This is a genomic window from Methylobacterium sp. J-118 (assembly GCF_057836565.1).
Window position 1 is genome coordinate 2970910 of the sequence record NZ_JBYQFA010000001.1, and the last position, 16747, is coordinate 2987656.

The 16747-nt window shown below is 71.3% G+C and carries 16 protein-coding genes; 10 read left to right on the top strand and 6 right to left on the bottom strand.

Features of this window, described 5'->3' with window-relative positions; translation table 11 throughout:
* Positions 1–1557 carry a type II and III secretion system protein family protein gene (locus tag AC3IF3_RS14335; RefSeq protein WP_489229306.1) on the bottom strand — a complete coding sequence of 519 codons (1557 nt, stop codon included), beginning with the start codon at positions 1555–1557 and terminating at the stop codon, positions 1–3.
* Positions 1558–1562: 5 nt separating this feature from the next.
* Entirely contained in the window at positions 1563–2378 is an 816-nt protein-coding gene (gene cpaB / locus AC3IF3_RS14340) for a Flp pilus assembly protein CpaB (RefSeq protein ID WP_243969949.1), read from the bottom strand.
* Positions 2379–2639: 261 nt separating this feature from the next.
* On the opposite strand from cpaB, the gene AC3IF3_RS14345 reads away from it, so the two are divergent.
* Complete coding sequence (locus AC3IF3_RS14345) at positions 2640–3866, top strand: ABC transporter substrate-binding protein (protein WP_489216756.1); 1227 nt, start codon at positions 2640–2642, stop codon at positions 3864–3866.
* A gap of 258 nt (positions 3867–4124) precedes the next feature.
* Here AC3IF3_RS14345 and AC3IF3_RS14350 read toward each other — a convergent pair whose 3' ends face one another.
* Positions 4125–5288 carry an iron-containing alcohol dehydrogenase gene (locus tag AC3IF3_RS14350; RefSeq protein ID WP_489229307.1) on the bottom strand — a complete coding sequence of 388 codons (1164 nt, stop codon included), beginning with the start codon at positions 5286–5288 and terminating at the stop codon, positions 4125–4127.
* A gap of 51 nt (positions 5289–5339) precedes the next feature.
* Positions 5340–6284, bottom strand: a complete 945-nt coding sequence (locus AC3IF3_RS14355; protein ID WP_489229308.1) for a LysR family transcriptional regulator — start codon at positions 6282–6284, stop codon at positions 5340–5342.
* Between the two features lie 111 nt (positions 6285–6395).
* On the opposite strand from AC3IF3_RS14355, the gene AC3IF3_RS14360 reads away from it, so the two are divergent.
* From AC3IF3_RS14360 to AC3IF3_RS14395, 8 genes are all read left to right on the top strand, one after another.
* On the top strand, positions 6396–7892 hold the full coding sequence (locus tag AC3IF3_RS14360) for a CoA-acylating methylmalonate-semialdehyde dehydrogenase (protein WP_489229309.1): 1497 nt from the start codon (positions 6396–6398) through the stop codon (positions 7890–7892).
* A 205-nt stretch (positions 7893–8097) separates the two neighbouring features.
* The gene (locus AC3IF3_RS14365; protein WP_489229310.1) at positions 8098–9243 is read left to right on the top strand and encodes an acyl-CoA dehydrogenase family protein; all 1146 of its coding nucleotides are present in this window, start codon (positions 8098–8100) and stop codon (positions 9241–9243) included.
* Positions 9240–10301: an enoyl-CoA hydratase/isomerase family protein gene (locus AC3IF3_RS14370; protein ID WP_489229311.1), complete on the top strand. Its 1062-nt coding sequence runs from the start codon at positions 9240–9242 to the stop codon at positions 10299–10301. The genes AC3IF3_RS14365 and AC3IF3_RS14370 overlap by 4 nt, the downstream gene beginning before the upstream one ends.
* Before the next feature lie 135 nt (positions 10302–10436).
* Complete coding sequence (gene mmsB / locus AC3IF3_RS14375) at positions 10437–11330, top strand: 3-hydroxyisobutyrate dehydrogenase (protein ID WP_489229312.1); 894 nt, start codon at positions 10437–10439, stop codon at positions 11328–11330.
* Complete coding sequence (locus AC3IF3_RS14380) at positions 11327–12106, top strand: enoyl-CoA hydratase (protein ID WP_243967332.1); 780 nt, start codon at positions 11327–11329, stop codon at positions 12104–12106. Before mmsB ends, AC3IF3_RS14380 begins: the two co-directional genes overlap by 4 nt.
* 74 nt (positions 12107–12180) lie before the next feature.
* Positions 12181–13914, top strand: a complete 1734-nt coding sequence (locus tag AC3IF3_RS14385; protein WP_489229313.1) for an AMP-binding protein — start codon at positions 12181–12183, stop codon at positions 13912–13914.
* A 181-nt stretch (positions 13915–14095) separates the two neighbouring features.
* On the top strand, positions 14096–14224 hold the full coding sequence (locus tag AC3IF3_RS14390; RefSeq protein ID WP_489229314.1) for a hypothetical protein: 129 nt from the start codon (positions 14096–14098) through the stop codon (positions 14222–14224).
* Positions 14225–14411: 187 nt separating this feature from the next.
* Complete coding sequence (locus AC3IF3_RS14395; protein WP_489229315.1) at positions 14412–15044, top strand: transglutaminase-like cysteine peptidase; 633 nt, start codon at positions 14412–14414, stop codon at positions 15042–15044.
* A 12-nt stretch (positions 15045–15056) separates the two neighbouring features.
* Here AC3IF3_RS14395 and AC3IF3_RS14400 read toward each other — a convergent pair whose 3' ends face one another.
* A complete protein-coding gene (locus tag AC3IF3_RS14400; RefSeq protein WP_489231299.1) occupies positions 15057–15314 on the bottom strand; it encodes a hypothetical protein in 258 nt (85 codons plus the stop codon).
* 323 nt (positions 15315–15637) lie between these two features.
* On the opposite strand from AC3IF3_RS14400, the gene AC3IF3_RS14405 reads away from it, so the two are divergent.
* Positions 15638–16345, top strand: a complete 708-nt coding sequence (locus AC3IF3_RS14405; protein ID WP_489229316.1) for a transglutaminase-like cysteine peptidase — start codon at positions 15638–15640, stop codon at positions 16343–16345.
* 43 nt (positions 16346–16388) lie between these two features.
* Here the strand turns inward: AC3IF3_RS14405 and AC3IF3_RS14410 are convergent, their stop codons facing one another.
* Positions 16389–16718: a DUF6949 family protein gene (locus AC3IF3_RS14410; protein ID WP_243968139.1), complete on the bottom strand. Its 330-nt coding sequence runs from the start codon at positions 16716–16718 to the stop codon at positions 16389–16391.
* Positions 16719–16747 lie beyond the last annotated feature (29 nt).

Sequence of the window (16747 nt, forward strand, 5' to 3'; positions counted from 1 at the left end):
CTACTCGACGATGAAGCCGACGCGGCCGCGATAGGTCTGCCCGAGCGGGGCCGCGGCGGCGGGGGCGACCTTGCCGTACAGGCGGTTGATCTGGCCGAGCAGCACCGCCTGGCCGTCGCTGGCATCGACGAAGTTGTCGTCGGGCCGGCTGACCTGCTTCGGCTCCATGACCCGGGCGATGAAGGGGGTGACCATGATCATCAGCTCGGTCTCCATCCGCTGGTAGTCCCGGGAGCGGAACAGGGCGCCGAGCACCGGCAGGTTGATCAGGCCGGGCAGGCCGGAGATCGCCTGCTTGTTGACCTGCTGGATCAGGCCGGCGGTCATCATCACGCCGCCGGAGGGGAGCTCGACCGTGGTCTCGGAGCGGCGGACCCGGGTGCCCGGGATGGCGGTGGTGACGCCGTCATTCGTGTAGTTGAAGCTGGTCTGGGGATCGATCTCGGTCACGTCGGTGGCGACGCGGATGGAGATGCGGTTGTCGGCCAGCACCACGGGCGTGAAGCTCAGGGCGACGCCGTAGGGCTTGAAGGTGATGCCGGGGGCCGAGCAGAGGCCGCCGACGCAGCTCGACGCGGCCGACGGCACCGGAAACTCGCCGCCGGCCAGGAACTTGGCGGCCTCGCCGGAGATCGCCGTCAGCGTCGGCTCCGCCAGGACCCGCGAGACCCCCGCCTGCTCGAAGGCCTTCAGCGTCGCCTGGAGCGAGAAGCCTGCGCCCTTGATCGAGGCCTGGATCTGGTTGCCGGTGGGCGTCGTCCCGCCGGTGATCGGGAACGGCAGCGCATTGCTCAGCGCGGGGGACGTGGTGGCGTTGCCGAGGGGGTTCAGCGCCGACCAGTTGCCGTTCAGGTTGATGCCGAACTGCTTCAGGACGTTGCGCGACACCTCCACCACGGTGACGCGCAGCATCACCTGGTCCTTGTTGCGGATGGTGAGGTTGTTGATCACAGCGCCCCGGGCGCCGGCCGCGACGCCGCCGCTCGGTGCCCCCGATGCGGCGCCCGTGCTCCCGAGCCCCACGAAGGCGTTGGCGATGTCGATCGCCTGCTGGGCATCCGCCGACGCGTTTACCGAGCCCGACAGCAGCACCGAGGCCCCGGAGGAGCGCACGTCGAACCGCCCGCCCGGGATGCTCTGGTTGAGCAATTCACGCAGGGTCCCGAGATTGAGATCCCGGGCCACCGTCACGTCGAGGGCGGCGATCTGGCGGCCCTCGGCGTCCATGATGAAGATCGAGGTCGCGCCGTCGGCCATGCCGATCACGAACACCTTGCGGGTCGAGCGGACCACGGCGTTGGCCACCGCCGGATTCGCGACGAAGACCTCCTTGGCGTCCCGCGGCAGATCCACGATCACGGAGCGGCCGGCGGTCAGCTCGACCCGGCGGGTCGAGGCGGCCTCCGCGGAGCCGACCGTCAGGACCGGCGCGGGGCCGAGGATCGGACGCTCCTGCGCGGGGGCCGGCGCCGTCAGGGCGGCGAGGACGGCGAGGATGCTGGCCGCATGGCGGTCGGGGCGCCGCGCCGGGCGCAGGGGAGGCAGCGGAGCGATCATGGCGGTCACGGCGTCTGCTGCCGCGCGACGCCGAAGCGCACCACGGTCAAGGCGGGTTCGGGCATCTGCGCCTGGGGCGTTTCGGCCAGAGGGGTGTCTTCGGGCGGATGCCCGGCATCGGCGAGACTGCGCAGCGACAGCGACAGGGCGCCGACCTTCTGGGCCAGCGTCAGGGTCTCGGCCTGGGCGGGGGTGACGGCAAGGGTCGCGGTCTCGCCGGTGACGACGTTGGTGCCGTTCTTCTCCTGGATCAGCTGGCCGATCGCCAGGACGCGGATGTCGGTCAGGATCGTCTGGGCGAGCTGGGCCTCGGCGGCGCCGCGCCCGTTGGTCTCGTCGCGGAGGGTTCGGATCACGTCGACGCGGTCATTGGGCAGGATGAAACCGCCCGCGGAGTTCGTGCCGCGGCTGTCCGTGGTGATCGCGACCGCGCGTAGGCCCGGCGGCAGGATCGCCGCCATGAACCCGCTCTCCGGGCGCACCAGCTTCTGCGCGCGGATCGGCTCGCCCGCCAGGAATGCCGAGCGGACGGAGGCGCCCACGGTCTCGTCGAGGGCCTTCGGGTCGATCTTGCGGGTCATGAAGCCGGCGCTCACGGCGCCGTCCGGCCAGGATTGCCAGCGCAGGTCCGCCGGGCGCAGCACCTGCCCCATGGGCAGGTCGATGGCGGCGACCAGAACGTCGGTCATCGGCGTCGGCGGCGCCTCGGCCTTCGGCTGCGGCGGCGGGGGCGGCGGTGGATCGCCGCCGCTCATCAGGAAGGCCGCCCCGCTGCCCGCCGCGAGGGCGATGCCGAGGACGGCGAGACGGGCTGGATTCATCGCATCGCCACGCGCCGGAGACGGCCGAATTGCCGTCCATGACCGGAACTTGCGCGGGGATTCGTGTACTTATGGTTAAGCTATTGTAACTGAGCCGGACAAGGTCGGTCCGGAAACGGGCCGGCCGCCGGCGGCGCGTCACAATCGGCGCGATCCTTCAGCCTCCGGTCGACCGGGGCCATGGCTCATCACGGGTTCGCGACCTATCCTGCCGCCGCAACCGCCTCAGAAGCGGAACTCGGACCAACCCGGGGGGAGACCATGATCAGGACAATCGGCGGCGCGCTGCTGGCGGCGGCCTGCGCGGGCGCGACGCTCAGCGCGGCCGCGGCGCAAGGCGGCTTCTCGGGCGGCGCGGTGCGCATCGGCATCCTCAACGACCAATCCGGCCTCTATGCCGAGTTCGGCGGTCAGGGTTCGGTGGAGGCCGCCCGGTTGGCGGTGGCGGATATGGGCGGCACGGTCGGCGGCGTGCCGATCGAGATCCTCACGGCCGACCACCAGAACAAGCCCGACATCGCCTCGGCGATCGCCCGGCAATGGTACGACCGCGACGGCGTCGACGCGATCATGGAACTGACCACCTCCTCGGTGGCCCTGGCGGTCCAGGGCCTGTCGAAGGAGAAGAAGCGGATCACGATCACCACCGGGGCGGCCTCCAGCGACCTCACCGGCAAGGCCTGCACACCCTACGGCTACCATTGGGCCTACGACACGCGGGCCCTGGCGGTGGGCACCGGCGGCGCGCTGACCCGGGCGGGCGGCGACACGTGGTTCTTCCTCACGGCCGACTACGCCTTCGGCTCGGCGCTGGAGGCCGACACCAGCCGGGTTGTGACCGCCAACAACGGCAAGGTCCTGGGCAGCGTCCGGCACCCGCTCTCGAACCAGGACTTCTCCTCGTTCCTGCTGCAGGCGCAGGGCTCGAAGGCCAAGGTCATCGGGCTCGCCAATGCCGGGCTCGACACCTCGAACGCGATCAAGCAGGCGGCCGAGTACGGCATCGTCGAGGGCGGCCAGAAGCTCGCGGCCCTGCTGTTCACCCTGTCGGAGGTGCACGGGCTCGGCCTCAAGGTCGCCCAGGGCCTGACGCTGACCGAGGGCTGGTACTGGGACGCCAACGACGAGACCCGGGCCTTCGGCGCGCGCTTCATGAAGCGCACCGGCCGGATGCCCAACATGATCCAGGCGGGCACCTACTCGGCGGTCCTGTCCTACCTGAAGGCGGTGAAGGCGGCGGGCACCGACGAGACCGAGGCGGTCAACGCCAAGCTCAAGGCGCTGCCCATCGACGACGTCTTCGCCCATGGCGGGGTCGTGCAGCCGAACGGCCGCATGGTGCACGACATGTACCTGTTCGAGGTCAAGAAGCCGGCCGAGTCGAAGGGCGAGTGGGACCTCTACCGGCAGATCTCGACCATCCCCGGCCGGGAGGCCTACGCGTCGCCCGCCGAGAGCGGCTGCCCGCTGACGGCAGCGGCGAAGTAGGGGTGGACCCGACGGGGCTTGGTCTCGGGACAATTCGGATCCGAGGACACCGCGCCCTCCCTCCCCCCTCTGCGGGGGAGGGTGGCCCCTGCGTCAGCAGGGGTCGGGAGAGGGGAGCGCGGCTTCAGGAAAGGGCGCGACCTTCACACAGCACAGAGCTTCGTCCTGCACCGTCGCTCCCCTCTCCCGACCCCCTTCGGGGGCCACCCTCCCCCGCAAAGGGGGGAGGGAAAGACGCGCGGTTGCGCCCTGTCACGCTCACCCCGCCCAGACCCGCCGATACAGCGCCACGATCTCGTCGGCGCTGGGCTCCACCGGGTTGTTGGCGGGAGAGCCGGAGGCCAGTGCCTGGGCCGCCATGGTCGGGAGCAGCGCCTCCCAGCGGGCCGAATCGATCCCGTATTCCCGGGGGCCCGGCACGTCGAGGTCGTCGTTGAGCGCCTCGAGCTCCGTCACCAGGGCCGACACCGCTGACCGGTCGTCGCTCTCCGGGCCGGCGATCCCGATGGCTCGGGCGCAGGCGGCGTAGCGGTCGACGGCGGCCGGCGCCGAGAAGGCCGTGACCGCCGGCAGCAGCATGGCGTTCGAGAGCCCGTGCGCCACGTGGAAATGCGCGCCGATCGGCCGGCTCATGCCGTGGACCAGGGCCACGGACGCGTTCGAGAAGGCGATGCCGGCCTGCGTCGCCCCGAGCATCATCGCCTCGCGCGCCGCCCGGTCGCCGGGATCGGTCCAGACCCGGCGCAGGTTCGGCGCGATCAGCCGCATCGCCTGGAGCGCCAGCCCGTCCGAGAACAGGTTCGACTTGCGCGAGACGTAGGCCTCGATGGCGTGGGTCAGCGCGTCGATCCCGGTATCGGCGGTGAGCCGCTTGGGCTTGGTCAGCGTCAGCTCGTAATCGACGAGCGCCGCCACCGGCAGGTAGGCGAGCCCGATGCAGAGCATCTTCTCGTCCGAGGCCTCGTCGGTGACGATGGTGAAGCGGGTCGCCTCGGAGCCGGTGCCGGCGGTGGTCGGGATTGCCACGATCGGCAGGCCGGGCTCGTCCTGCTGGCGGGGCGCCTTGTAGTCGCGCATGTGGCCGCCGTGGCGGGCGAGCACCGCCACCGCCTTGGCGGTGTCCATCGGGCTGCCGCCGCCGAACCCGACCACGCAGTCGAAATCCCCCGTCTGCAGGGCGGCGAGCGCCGCCGCCACGGAGGCGACCGTCGGATCGGGCACCGTGTCGGCGAACACCGTCGCCCTTGTGCCGGCGCTGGCCAGCCGTTCGAGCAGCGCCTCCACGCGGCCGCTGCCGGCGAGGTAGGGGTCGGTGACCACGAAGGGCCGCGACAGGCCGAGCTGGCCGAGCACCTCCGGCAGGAGCCGCGAGGCGCCGGCGCCGACGCGCATCAGCCGGGGCAGGGCGATCGAGGCGACCATGTGTTGCTCCTTCCACCCGGCGCGTGTCCTGGCCTGCCGGGGCGGCCGATCTTAGGGCGCCGCAGGATCGGGCGAAACCGCCGCCGCTGACACGGACGTCCCGGCGAACAGCGCCCCCGCGGCCTCGACCTCGGCGGCGATGAAGCCCGCCACGGCGCGGATATGGGCCGCCTTCCGGTGATCCTCGTGGATGTGCATGTGGAACGAGCGCGTCAGCGAGACCGCCCCAGGCAACACCGGCACCAGCCCGGGATGGGCCGCCGCGATGAAGGCCGGCAGCACGCAGAGGCCGGCGCCGCCGAGCGTCGCGTGGACCTGGGCCAGGAGGTTGGTGGAGCGCAGGCGCGCCGTCACCGCGGGCCCCAGGGCGCCGAGGTAGTTCAGCTCGCGGGCGAACAGCATGTCCTCGATATAGCCGACGAAGGGATGGTCCGAGAGATCCGTGACCGCGGCGATCGGCGCCGCCGTGGCGCGGTAGGCTTCGGCCGCGTAGACGAACAGCCGGTAATCGGTGAGCCGGCGCGCCACCACCCGGGCCTGCTGCGGGCCGGACAGGCCGATCACGATGTCGGCCTCGCGCTTGGACAGGCTGAAGATCCGGGCGGTCGCCATGATCTCGACCTCCAGTCCCGGATGGCGCGCCGTCAGCCGGTGCATCCGGGGGGCGAGGAAGACGCTGCCGAACCCGTCCGGCGCGCCGATCCGCACCGTGCCGGAGACCGTCTGGGCCGCCTCCGTCGCGGCGCTCGCCGACAGGAAGGCGCTCTCCATGGCCTCGGCGACGCCGAGCAGGCTGGCCCCGTCCTCGGTGAGCGCGTAGCCGAGGTTGCTCCGGTGGAACAGGCGGGCGCCCAGCCCCTCTTCCAGGGCGCGGATCCGGCGGCCGACCGTGGTGTGCTCGGTGCCGGTGCGCGCCCCCGCGCCGCTCAGGGTCCCGGTCCGCGCCACCGCCAGGAAGAAGCGCAGGTCGTCCCAGTTGGGCCCCGCCCTGGCCATGGTCGCACTCCGGCTGTGCATCGATGCACAGCGGCTGTAAGCGCATCCGGCTTTATCGCTCAAGCGATCCTGATAGGGTGCCGCAAAATCAAACCCCACAGGGAGGCGCGCATGCGCACGATCGGGCACTTCATCGGCGGCCGGACCGTCGCCGGCGAGAGCGGGCGGTTCGCCGACGTATTCCATCCCTCGACCGGCGAGGTTCAGGCCCAGGTGGCGCTCGCCAGCAAGGCCGAGCTGCGCGCCGCGGTGGAGAACGCGGCGGCAGCACAGCCCGCCTGGGCCGCCACCAACCCGCAGAAGCGCGCCCGGGTGATGATGCGCTTCCTTGAGCTGATGCGCGCGGAGCATGATTCGCTCGCCGAGCTGCTCGCCTCCGAGCACGGCAAGACCGTGCCGGACGCCAAGGGCGACATCCAGCGCGGCGTCGAGGTGGTGGAGTTCGCCTGCGGCATCCCCCACCTTCTCAAGGGCGAGTACACGGAGGGCGCGGGGCCCGGGATCGATGTCTACTCCCTGCGCCAGCCGCTGGGCGTGGTCGCCGGCATCACGCCGTTCAACTTCCCGGCCATGATCCCCCTGTGGAAATGCGCCCCCGCCATCGCCTGCGGCAACGCCTTCATCCTCAAGCCGTCCGAGCGCGACCCGAGCGTGCCGCTCCGCATCGCCGAGATCTTTCTGGAGGCGGGCTTGCCGCCGGGCATCCTCAACGTCGTCAACGGCGACAAGGAAGCCGTCGACGCCATCCTGGATGACGAAGACATCAAGGCGGTGGGCTTCGTCGGCTCCTCACACATCGCCGAATACATCTACGTGCGCTCGGCCCAGACGGGGAAGCGCGCCCAGTGCTTCGGCGGTGCCAAGAACCATATGATCATCATGCCGGACGCCGATATGGGCCAGGCGGTCGACGCGCTGATCGGCGCCGGTTACGGCTCGGCCGGCGAGCGCTGCATGGCGATCTCGGTGGCGGTGCCGGTGGGCGAGAAGACCGCCGACCGCCTGATGGAGCGGCTGATCCCGCGGGTCGAGTCGCTCAAGATCGGCCCGTCGCACGACGGCTCGGCCGATTACGGCCCGCTGGTCACCGCGGAGGCGGTGCAGAAGGTCGCGAGCTACATCGACAAGGGCGTGGCCGAGGGCGCCGAACTCGCCGTCGATGGCCGCGGCTTCAAGCTCCAGGGCTACGAGAACGGATTCTACATGGGCGGCTCGCTGTTCGACCGCGTGACGCCCGACATGACGATCTACAAGGAGGAGATCTTCGGCCCCGTCCTCTCGGTGGTCCGGGCCAGGGATTACGAGGAGGCGCTGGCGCTGCCCTCGACCCATCAGTACGGCAACGGCGTTGCGATCTTCACCCAGGACGGCGACGCGGCCCGGGACTTCACCGCCCGGGTGAACGTCGGCATGGTCGGCGTCAACGTGCCGATCCCGGTCCCGATCGCCTACCACACCTTCGGCGGCTGGAAACGCTCGGGCTTCGGCGACCTGAACCAGCACGGGCCGGACTCGATCCGGTTCTACACCAAGACCAAGACCGTGACGCAGCGCTGGCCGAGCGGCATCAAGAGCGGGGCGGAGTTCTCCATCCCGACGATGCGGTAGGCGAAAGACCCTCCCCCCCCTGCGGGGGAGGGTGCCCTGCGGATGCGGGGCGGGAGAGGGGAGCGACGGTGCAGGACGGGGCGCTGGCCTTCACATCCGCTCCGCCCCATCCTGAAGCCGGGTTCCCCTCTCCCGACCCCCCTCGGGGGCCACCCTCCCCCGCAGAGGGGGGGGATTGCCCGTGTGACCTGTTGGAGCCACGCCCATGAGTTTCGGGCTCGACGAGGACCGGACCGCGATCCGCGAGATGGCGCAGGGCTTCGCGGCCGAGCACATCGCGCCGCACGCCCTCGACTGGGACCGGGACAAGACCTTTCCGGTCGAGACCCTGCGGGCGGCGGCTGCCCTCGGCATGGCGGGCATCTACGTCCGTGAGGATGTCGGCGGCTCCGGCCTCTCGCGCCTCGACGCCACCCTGATTTTCGAGGCGCTCAGCACCGGCTGCCCGACGGTCGCCGCGTTCCTGTCGATCCACAACATGTGCGCCTGGATGATCGACGCCTGCGGCGACGACACCCAGCGCCGGCGCTGGCTCCCGTCCCTGATGGGCATGGAGACGATCGCGAGCTACTGCCTCACCGAGCCCGGCTCCGGCTCCGATGCGGCCGCGCTCCGCACCCGCGCCGCGCGGGACGGCGACCATTACGTGCTCACCGGCGAGAAGCAGTTCATCTCCGGCGCCGGCGTCAGCGACCTCTACGTCTGCATGGTCCGCACCGGCGAGGCCGGACCCGCGGGCATCTCGGCGCTGGTCGTCGAGAAGGGCACGCCGGGCCTGTCCTTCGGCGCGGAAGAACGGAAAATGGGCTGGAACGCCCAGCCGACCTGCGCGGTGCGCTTCGACGGCTGCCGGGTGCCGGTGGCCAACCGCCTCGGCGCGGAGGGCCAGGGGTTCCGCATCGCCATGAGCGGGCTCGACGGCGGGCGCCTCAACATCGCCGCCTGCTCCCTCGGCGGCGCGCAGGCGGCCCTCGACAAGGCGCTCGCCTATATGGGCGACCGCCGGGCCTTCGGGGCGAAGCTCACGGACTTCCAGGCGTTGCAGTTCCGGCTCGCCGACATGGCGACCAGCCTGGAGGTGTCGCGCACCTTCCTGCGCCACGCGGCCTCCGCGCTCGACGCCAAGGATCCCGCGGCGACGCAGCTCTGCGCCATGGCCAAGCGCCACGTGACGGATGCCGCCTTCGAGGTTGCCAACCAGGCGCTCCAGCTCCACGGCGGCTACGGCTACCTCGCCGAATACGGGGTGGAAAAGATCGTCCGGGACCTGCGCGTGCACCAGATCCTCGAAGGCACCAACGAGATCATGCGGGTGATCATCGCCCGCGCGCTGACCGGGGGACGGCGATGAGTGACGTGATCGTCGAGCGGGTCGGCGCGCTCGGGCGCCTGCGCCTCGACCGGCCGAAGGCGCTCAACGCGCTCACCCACGGCATGGTCCTCGAGATCGACGCCGCCCTGAACCAGTTCTCCGCCGATCCCGGCCTCGCTGCGGTGCTGCTGACCGGGGAGGGCGAGCGCGGCCTCTGCGCGGGTGGCGACCTGCGCAGCCTGTACGACAACCCCGGCACCGCCTTCGCGGAAGCGTTCTGGCGGGACGAGTACCGCCTCGACGCCCGCATCGCGGCTTACGAAAAACCGTTCGTCGCCGTGATGGACGGCATCACCATGGGCGGCGGCGTCGGCCTCGCGGGACACGCCGCCCACCGGGTCGTCACCGAGCGCTCCCGGGTCGCCATGCCGGAGACCGGCATCGGCTACCTGCCGGATGTCGGCGGCACCTGGCTGCTGCCCCGGGCGCCGGGCGAACTCGGCACCTATCTCGGCCTGACCGGCGCGGCGGTCGGGGCAGCCGACGCGATTCCGTGTGGGTTCGCCGACGCGATAGTGCCCACGCGGGCGCTCCCCGACCTGATCGACGCGCTGTCCGCATTGCGGCCCAATGCCGGGCACGCGGGCGTGCGGGACGTGATCGCGCGCCTCGCCCGAGATCCGGGCCCGGCGCCGCTCGCGGCCCACCGGGCGGTGATCGACCGCTGCTTCGCCTTCGACAGCGTGGACGAGATCCTGTCGGCCCTGGCGGCGGATGGCGCGGACTTCGCGGCGGCGACCCGGAAGACTCTGCTGACCAAGGCGCCGTCGAGCCTCGTCCTGACGCTGCGCCTGCTGCGCCTCGGCCGCGCCGCCCCGAACCTGGAGGCCTGCCTGGAGCGCGAGTTCCACGCCTCATTGGCGGTCCTGGCGGAGGGCGATTTCCGCGAGGGGATCCGCGCGGCAGTGATCGACAAGGACAAGACCCCCCGCTGGAACCCCGCGAGCCTCGACGCGGTCGATCCCGCCCGGATCGCCCGGTGGCTGGAGACGCGGGCGGAGCCGGTTTTTCCGGGGTCGCGGACGGGGCCGGCGTGATGACGCGCCGCTCGTTTCCCAACCGCGCCGTCCCTCCCCCCGCAGAGGGGGGAGGGACGGCGCATGGGGGATCCGGTCCGCTTTCAGGATGAGGGCGCGGGTGGGAACGGCGATCAACAACGCAGGGAGGACGGGATGGCACAGACCATCGGGTTCATCGGTCTCGGCAACATGGGCGGGCCCATGGCGGCCAACCTCGTGAAGGCGGGGCATAGGGTCCGCGGGTTCGACCTGGCGCCGGCCTCCCTCGAGGCGGCGCGGGCCGAGGGGATCGCGGTCGCAGGCTCGGCCCTGGCGGCCGCCGAGGGCGCGGATGCCGTGGTCACTATGCTGCCCGCCGGGCGGCACGTGGTCGAGGTCTGGACGCAGCTCGCCGACTCCCTGCCCGCCGGCACCCTGCTGATCGATTCCTCCACGGTGGATGTCGAGAGTTCTCGCAAGGCCCATGGCCTCGCCGAGGCCCGCGGCTGCCTGTCCGTGGACGCGCCGGTCTCCGGCGGGACCGGCGGCGCGAAGGCCGGGACCCTGACCTTCATGGCCGGGGGCGCCGCGGCGGCCTTCGCCAAGGCCGAGCCGCTTCTGAAGGCGATGGGCAAGAACGTGTTCCATTGCGGCGCCGCCGGCGCCGGGCAGGCGGCCAAGATCTGCAACAACATGATCCTCGGCATCTCGATGATCGGCGTCAGCGAGGCCTTCGCCCTGGGCGAGAAACTCGGCCTGTCGCACCAGGCGCTCTACGACGTGGCCTCGGTCTCCTCGGGCCAGTGCTGGTCGCTGACCACCTATTGCCCGGTGCCGGGCCCGGTGCCGACCTCGCCGGCCAACAGCGGCTACAAGCCGGGCTTCGCCGCCGCGCTGATGCTCAAGGACCTCCGGCTCGCCCAGGCCGCCGCCCTCGCCTCCGGGGCGGCGACGCCGCTCGGCGCCGAAGCCGCCCAGATCTATGGGCTGTTCGAGGGTCTCGGCCACGGCGGCGAGGACTTTTCCGCGATCATCCATATGCTGCGCGGACAGGGAGGTGAGTCGTGACCGAGTCCTACGAGACGATCCTGACGGAGCGGCGCGGACGGGTGCTGCTGATCACCCTCAACCGCCCCAAGGCGCTCAACGCCATCAACGCCCAGCTCACCGCCGAGGTGATCCGCGCGGCGACCGCGGCGGATGCCGATCCGGGGATCGGCTGCCTCGTCCTCACTGGCTCAGCCAAGGCCTTCGCGGCCGGCGCCGACATCAAGGAGATGCAGCACGCCACCTACGCCGAGATGTACGCGGGCGACCGGTTCGGCGACTGGGAGCGGTTCACCGCCGTGCGCAAGCCGATCCTCGCCGCGGTGGCGGGCTACGCCCTCGGCGGCGGCTGCGAGCTCGCCATGATGTGCGACATCATCCTGGCGGCCGACACGGCGCAGTTCGGCCAGCCGGAGATCAAGCTCGGGGTCATGCCGGGAATCGGCGGCAGCCAGCGGCTCACCCGCTTCGTCGGCAAGGCCAAGGCCATGGAGATGTGCCTGACCGGCCGGATGATGGACGCCGCCGAGGCCGAGCGTTCGGGCCTCGTCTCCCGGGTGATCCCGGCCGACCGGCTCCTCGACGAGGCGATGACGGCGGCCGAGACCATCGCGTCGATGTCGCTGCCGATCGCCATGATGACCAAGGAGGCGGTCAACCGCGCCTACGAGACCACGCTCGCGGAGGGCCTCCGCTTCGAACGGCGGGTGTTCCATGCCATGTTCGCCACCCGGGACCAGAAGGAGGGCATGGCCGCCTTCGTGGAGAAGCGGCCGCCCCGGTTCGAGAATATCTGACCGTGGCCTTGCCGCTTCGGGGCGGGCGGGGGAAAGGCTGACAGATCGAACAAGACTTCGACGGGGGAACGACCATGCCCAGCTTCCGGGAGGCCCGCGATCTTTTGCTGGCCCACCGCACCGATTATGCCGCCGCAGTCTCGGCCTTCGCCTGGCCGGATCCGGTGCCGTTCAACTGGGCGCTCGACTGGTTCGACGCCGAACTCGCCGGCCCTGAGAGCCGCGACCGCGACGCGCTCCGGATCGTCGAGGCCGGGAGCGGCGCCGAGCAGCGCTTCACCTTCGGCGAACTCGCGGCGCGGTCCAACCGTGTCGCCAACCATCTGCGCGGGCTCGGCCTGAAGCGCGGCGACCCCCTGCTCCTGCTGCTCGGCAACGTTCCGGCCCTGTGGGAGACCATGCTGGCGGCGATGAAGCTCGGCGCGGTGGTCATCCCGGCGACCACCTTGCTCACCGCGGACGAACTCGCCGACCGGCTCGCCCGCGGCCGCCCCCGGGCGATCGTGGCCGGGCCGGAGCAGGTCGCGCGGTTCTCGGGCCTCGACACGGGTGACGCGATCCGCCTCGTCACCGGGCCCGCGACGGGGGACTGGGGCGCCTATGACGACGCCCACGGCGCGTCCGAAACCTTCGCGCCCGACGCGCCCACCGGGGCCGACGATCCGCTGCTCCTCTACTTCACCTCCGGCACCACGGCGAAGCCGAAGCTGGTGCGCCACAGCCACCGGTCCTATCCGGTCGGGGCGCTCTCGACCATGTACTGGCTCGGGCTCCAGCCGGGGGACGTACATTGCAACGTCTCCTCGCCGGGCTGGGCCAAACACGCGTGGTCGTCGTTCTTCGCCCCCTGGAATGCCGGCGCGACCATCCTGGTGATCAATCAGGCGCCGTTCAACGCCGCCGCCCTGCTGATGCAGCTGGAGCGCACCGGCGCCACCACCCTCTGCGCCCCGCCGACCGTCTGGCGGATGATCATCCAGGAGGATCTCACCGGGAAGCAACTCGCGCTCCGCGAGGTCTGCGCGGCGGGCGAGCCGCTGAATCCGGAGGTGATCGAGCGCGTGCGGAGCGCCTGGGGCCTCACGATCCGCGACGGCTACGGCCAGACCGAGACCACGGCCCTGATGGCCAACAGCCCGGGCCAGCCGGTGGTGCCGGGCGCCCTCGGACGACCCCTGCCGGGCTACCGGGTGCGCGTGCTGGACGCCGACGGGGAGCCGGCCGCCGAGGGCGAGGTCTGCCTGGACCTCGGCGCGCACCGCCCCGCCGGCCTGATGCAGGGCTACGACGACGGCCAGGGCCAGCTCACGGGGGCGGATGGCAGCCTCTACCGGACCGGCGACGTCGCCTTCGTGGACCGGGCGGGCTGCTACACCTTCGTTGGCCGGGCCGACGACGTGTTCAAGTCCTCGGGCTACCGGATCAGCCCGTTCGAGCTGGAGAGCGTGCTGCTCGAGCACCCGGCGGTGGCGGAAGCCGCGGTGGTTCCGATCCCGGACCCGATGCGCCATACCATCCCGAAGGCCTACGTCTCCCTGGTGGCGGGGGCCTCGCCCGGGCCGGAGACGGCGCTCGACATCTTCCGCTTCACCAACGCGCGGCTCGCCACCTTCAAGCGCCTGCGCGGGCTCGAATTCGTCGCCGACCTGCCCAAGACCATCTCGGGCAAGATCCGACGGGTGCAGCTGCGCCGCCTAGAGCACGACGGCGTGACCGAGGATCCGCACCGGGGCCGGGCCTACACCCAGGCGGATTTCCCGGAGCTGAAGGGCGAGGCGGAGCGCAAGCTCGACCAGACCGCAGGGTGAGGGGCGCATCCCTGGCCGGCGTGCCGGGAAGATCTCAGCTCATGCCGATCGGGACGCGCGAGCATCAGGGGTGATGGCCGAGAGGTCGACGCCTGATGCTCGATCGCGCCGGGCCGCCCACGCGGGTGTTCCGCGCGATGGACGCGTCACCGACGTTCGTCGCCGAACCAAAGATGCGGGGATGGCCGCGGCGGCGACGCTGGAGCGGGACCGTGCGCTCGCGCCCTGGCAGATAGGCCTTGCCGGGATGGCTGCCGGCGCCGCGTTCTTCGGGGCCGGAGCGGCCTTCGTGAAGCGTCCCGAGCCCTGACCGAACGGTCAAGGTTTACACCCTCCAAACCCGATGCGGCGCATTCGCGGCGCTTCTCAAGCCGCCCGTCGACGGTGTCGGGCGAGAGCCGGGTGCCGTCGGCGAATCGATAAAATTGCGCGCATCCGCTTCAGCGCCGCGGAGGCTCTGCGGCGCAATCCTGGCCTCGACAACGGGGACGGGTTCGATGGCTGCGGGGCTTCTCAGGACGGTTCGGGTGACCCTCGCCGGGGCGCTGGTTCTGCTCGGCCTCGCGGCGACCGCCGTAGCCCAGATGCTGGCGAGTTTGCCCTTGGAGGTAGGCGCCCAGGTGCTCGGCGATGCCAAGCCGATCGCGGCGTGGGTGACGTTCTGCCAGAGCTACGGGGCGGAGTGCGCGGTGGACCGGAGCGAGCCGGCGCGGATCAGCCTGACGGCCTCGACCTGGGCGACGATCGTGTCGGTGAACCGGCGGGTCAACAAGGCGGTCGAGCCGATGACCGACCAGGATCACCTGCACGTGGCCGACCGCTGGGACTTGGCCGAGGACGGCATCGGCGACTGCGAGGATTTCCAGCTGCTCAAGCGCCATCTGCTGGCCGAGGCCGGCCTGCCGCGCCGGGCGATGCGCATGACCGTGGTGATCGACGAGAAGGGCGAGGGCCACGCCGTGCTCACGCTGATCACCGACCGGGGCGACCTCGTGCTCGACAACAAGACCAGCGCGATCCTGCCCTGGCACAAGACCGGCTACGTGTTCATCAAGCGCGAGAGCCAGGACGCCGTCGCCTGGGTCTCCCTCGGCGGCGTCACCTCCCCGGTCACGACCGCGAACCGCTGAGCGGGGGCCGGTTCAGGCCGCGCGGCTGAGCGGGGCGGGCGCGAGCTTCGCGACGTAGGCTTCGACCCGGCCGATGAAGCCGGCGAGGTGGGGGGCGACGCCCCGGAGGCTGGCGAGGTCGCGCACCAGGATGTCCCGGGACAGGGCCCGGTCGCCCGCGCTCGGCGCGCCGGCGAGGTAGGACTCGACCGCGTGTTCGGCGATGTTGATCGCGCCGGCCCGACCATCCTCGGCGAGCGCTCTGATCACCTGCTGGATGGCGGGCTGCATCACGATGTCCGTGTCCTGTTTCTGGCCCGCGTCCCGGAGGAATTGGCCGGGGCCTTGCTACGATCGATCGACCCGCCGCGAATCCAGCGCGGGGGCACGGTTTGACAAGCCGGCAAAGCGGCCGCGAAGCAAGGGCTTCGGGCGACGCGCAGATCGGGCATTCCCGCACTGCATGCGAGGTTGCGGAGTTCTGCGGATGCAACGCCGCCGCGAAACGGAACCCGCAATGGGGTTTGGCCGTTATAGTCTCCCTCCGAGCCCATTGTGCGCCGCAGAAAGGCGTGTCACCTTTCCGTCATCATCGGGCGGCGGGGGCTTGGACCATGCGGCACGCGGATGGCGGACTCACGTGCCAGACCTTCGGGCTCCTGCGATGGCGGGGCTGGACGGATGCGGTGCGCCGGGCGCGCCAAGCCGCGAGCTTCGGCCTGGTCGGGACGTTGCTGACCCTGGGCGGCGCCACGACCCACGCGCATGCGCGCCTCGTCCTGCCGGGCGAAGCGTCCCCGGCGGAGCCCACCGGATCCGTGCGTGCCATCGCGGGCTGGACCAATTTCTGCGCGCGCATGCCCGAGGAATGCACCCTCGACACGTCGGAACCGCCCGTGATCCCGCTCACCGTGGCGGTCTGGCGGACGCTGCTGAGCGTGAACCGCCGGGTCAATGCCCGTATCCGGCCGCTCACCGATCAGGCGCATTGGGGCGTGGTCGACCGTTGGGACTTCCCCGACGACGGATCGGGCGATTGCGAGGACTATCAGCTCCTGAAGCGGCGGATGCTGGTGGAGCGCGGCCTGCCGCGGCGTGTCCTGCTGATGACCGTGGTGATCGACGAGACCAACGAGGGCCACGCGGTGCTGACCGTGCGCACCGATCGGGGCGACTTCATCCTCGACAACAAGACCGACGCGATCCGCCCCTGGCGGCGCACCGGCTACAGCTTCATCAAGCGCGCCGGCCAGGACGGCCCGGCCTGGGTCTCCCTGGAGGGAAAGGACGGCACGGCCCAGGTGGCGACCGCGGAGCCGTAGCGCAGCTTCTCAGCGGAGAAGGATGGGACGATGCCGTGGCGGCTCAGGCGCCGACCAGCATCGCCGCGAGGTCGAGGGCGACCCGGCCCGAGAGCAGGCTCCAGCCGCAGGCGATCACCGTGGCGAGCATCACGAACGGGATCGGCCGCCCCTCGATCCGCCGGCCGCGCACGGTGTTGCGCAGGATGATGAACGGCGCCGAGAAGGCCAGCATGGGCAGGGCCGCCACCGCCGGCAAGCCGCCGCGCTCCAGAAGGCTGAAGCTCGCCCGCCGCGCCGCGAACAGCTCGAACGCGCTGGCGATCAGCCCGGACAGCGCGAGGCCGATGCACAGCGTCCGGATCGAGTCGAGGGCGGCGGGCGTGAGGACCATTATTCGCGCTCCTGTATAGGTTGCGCGCA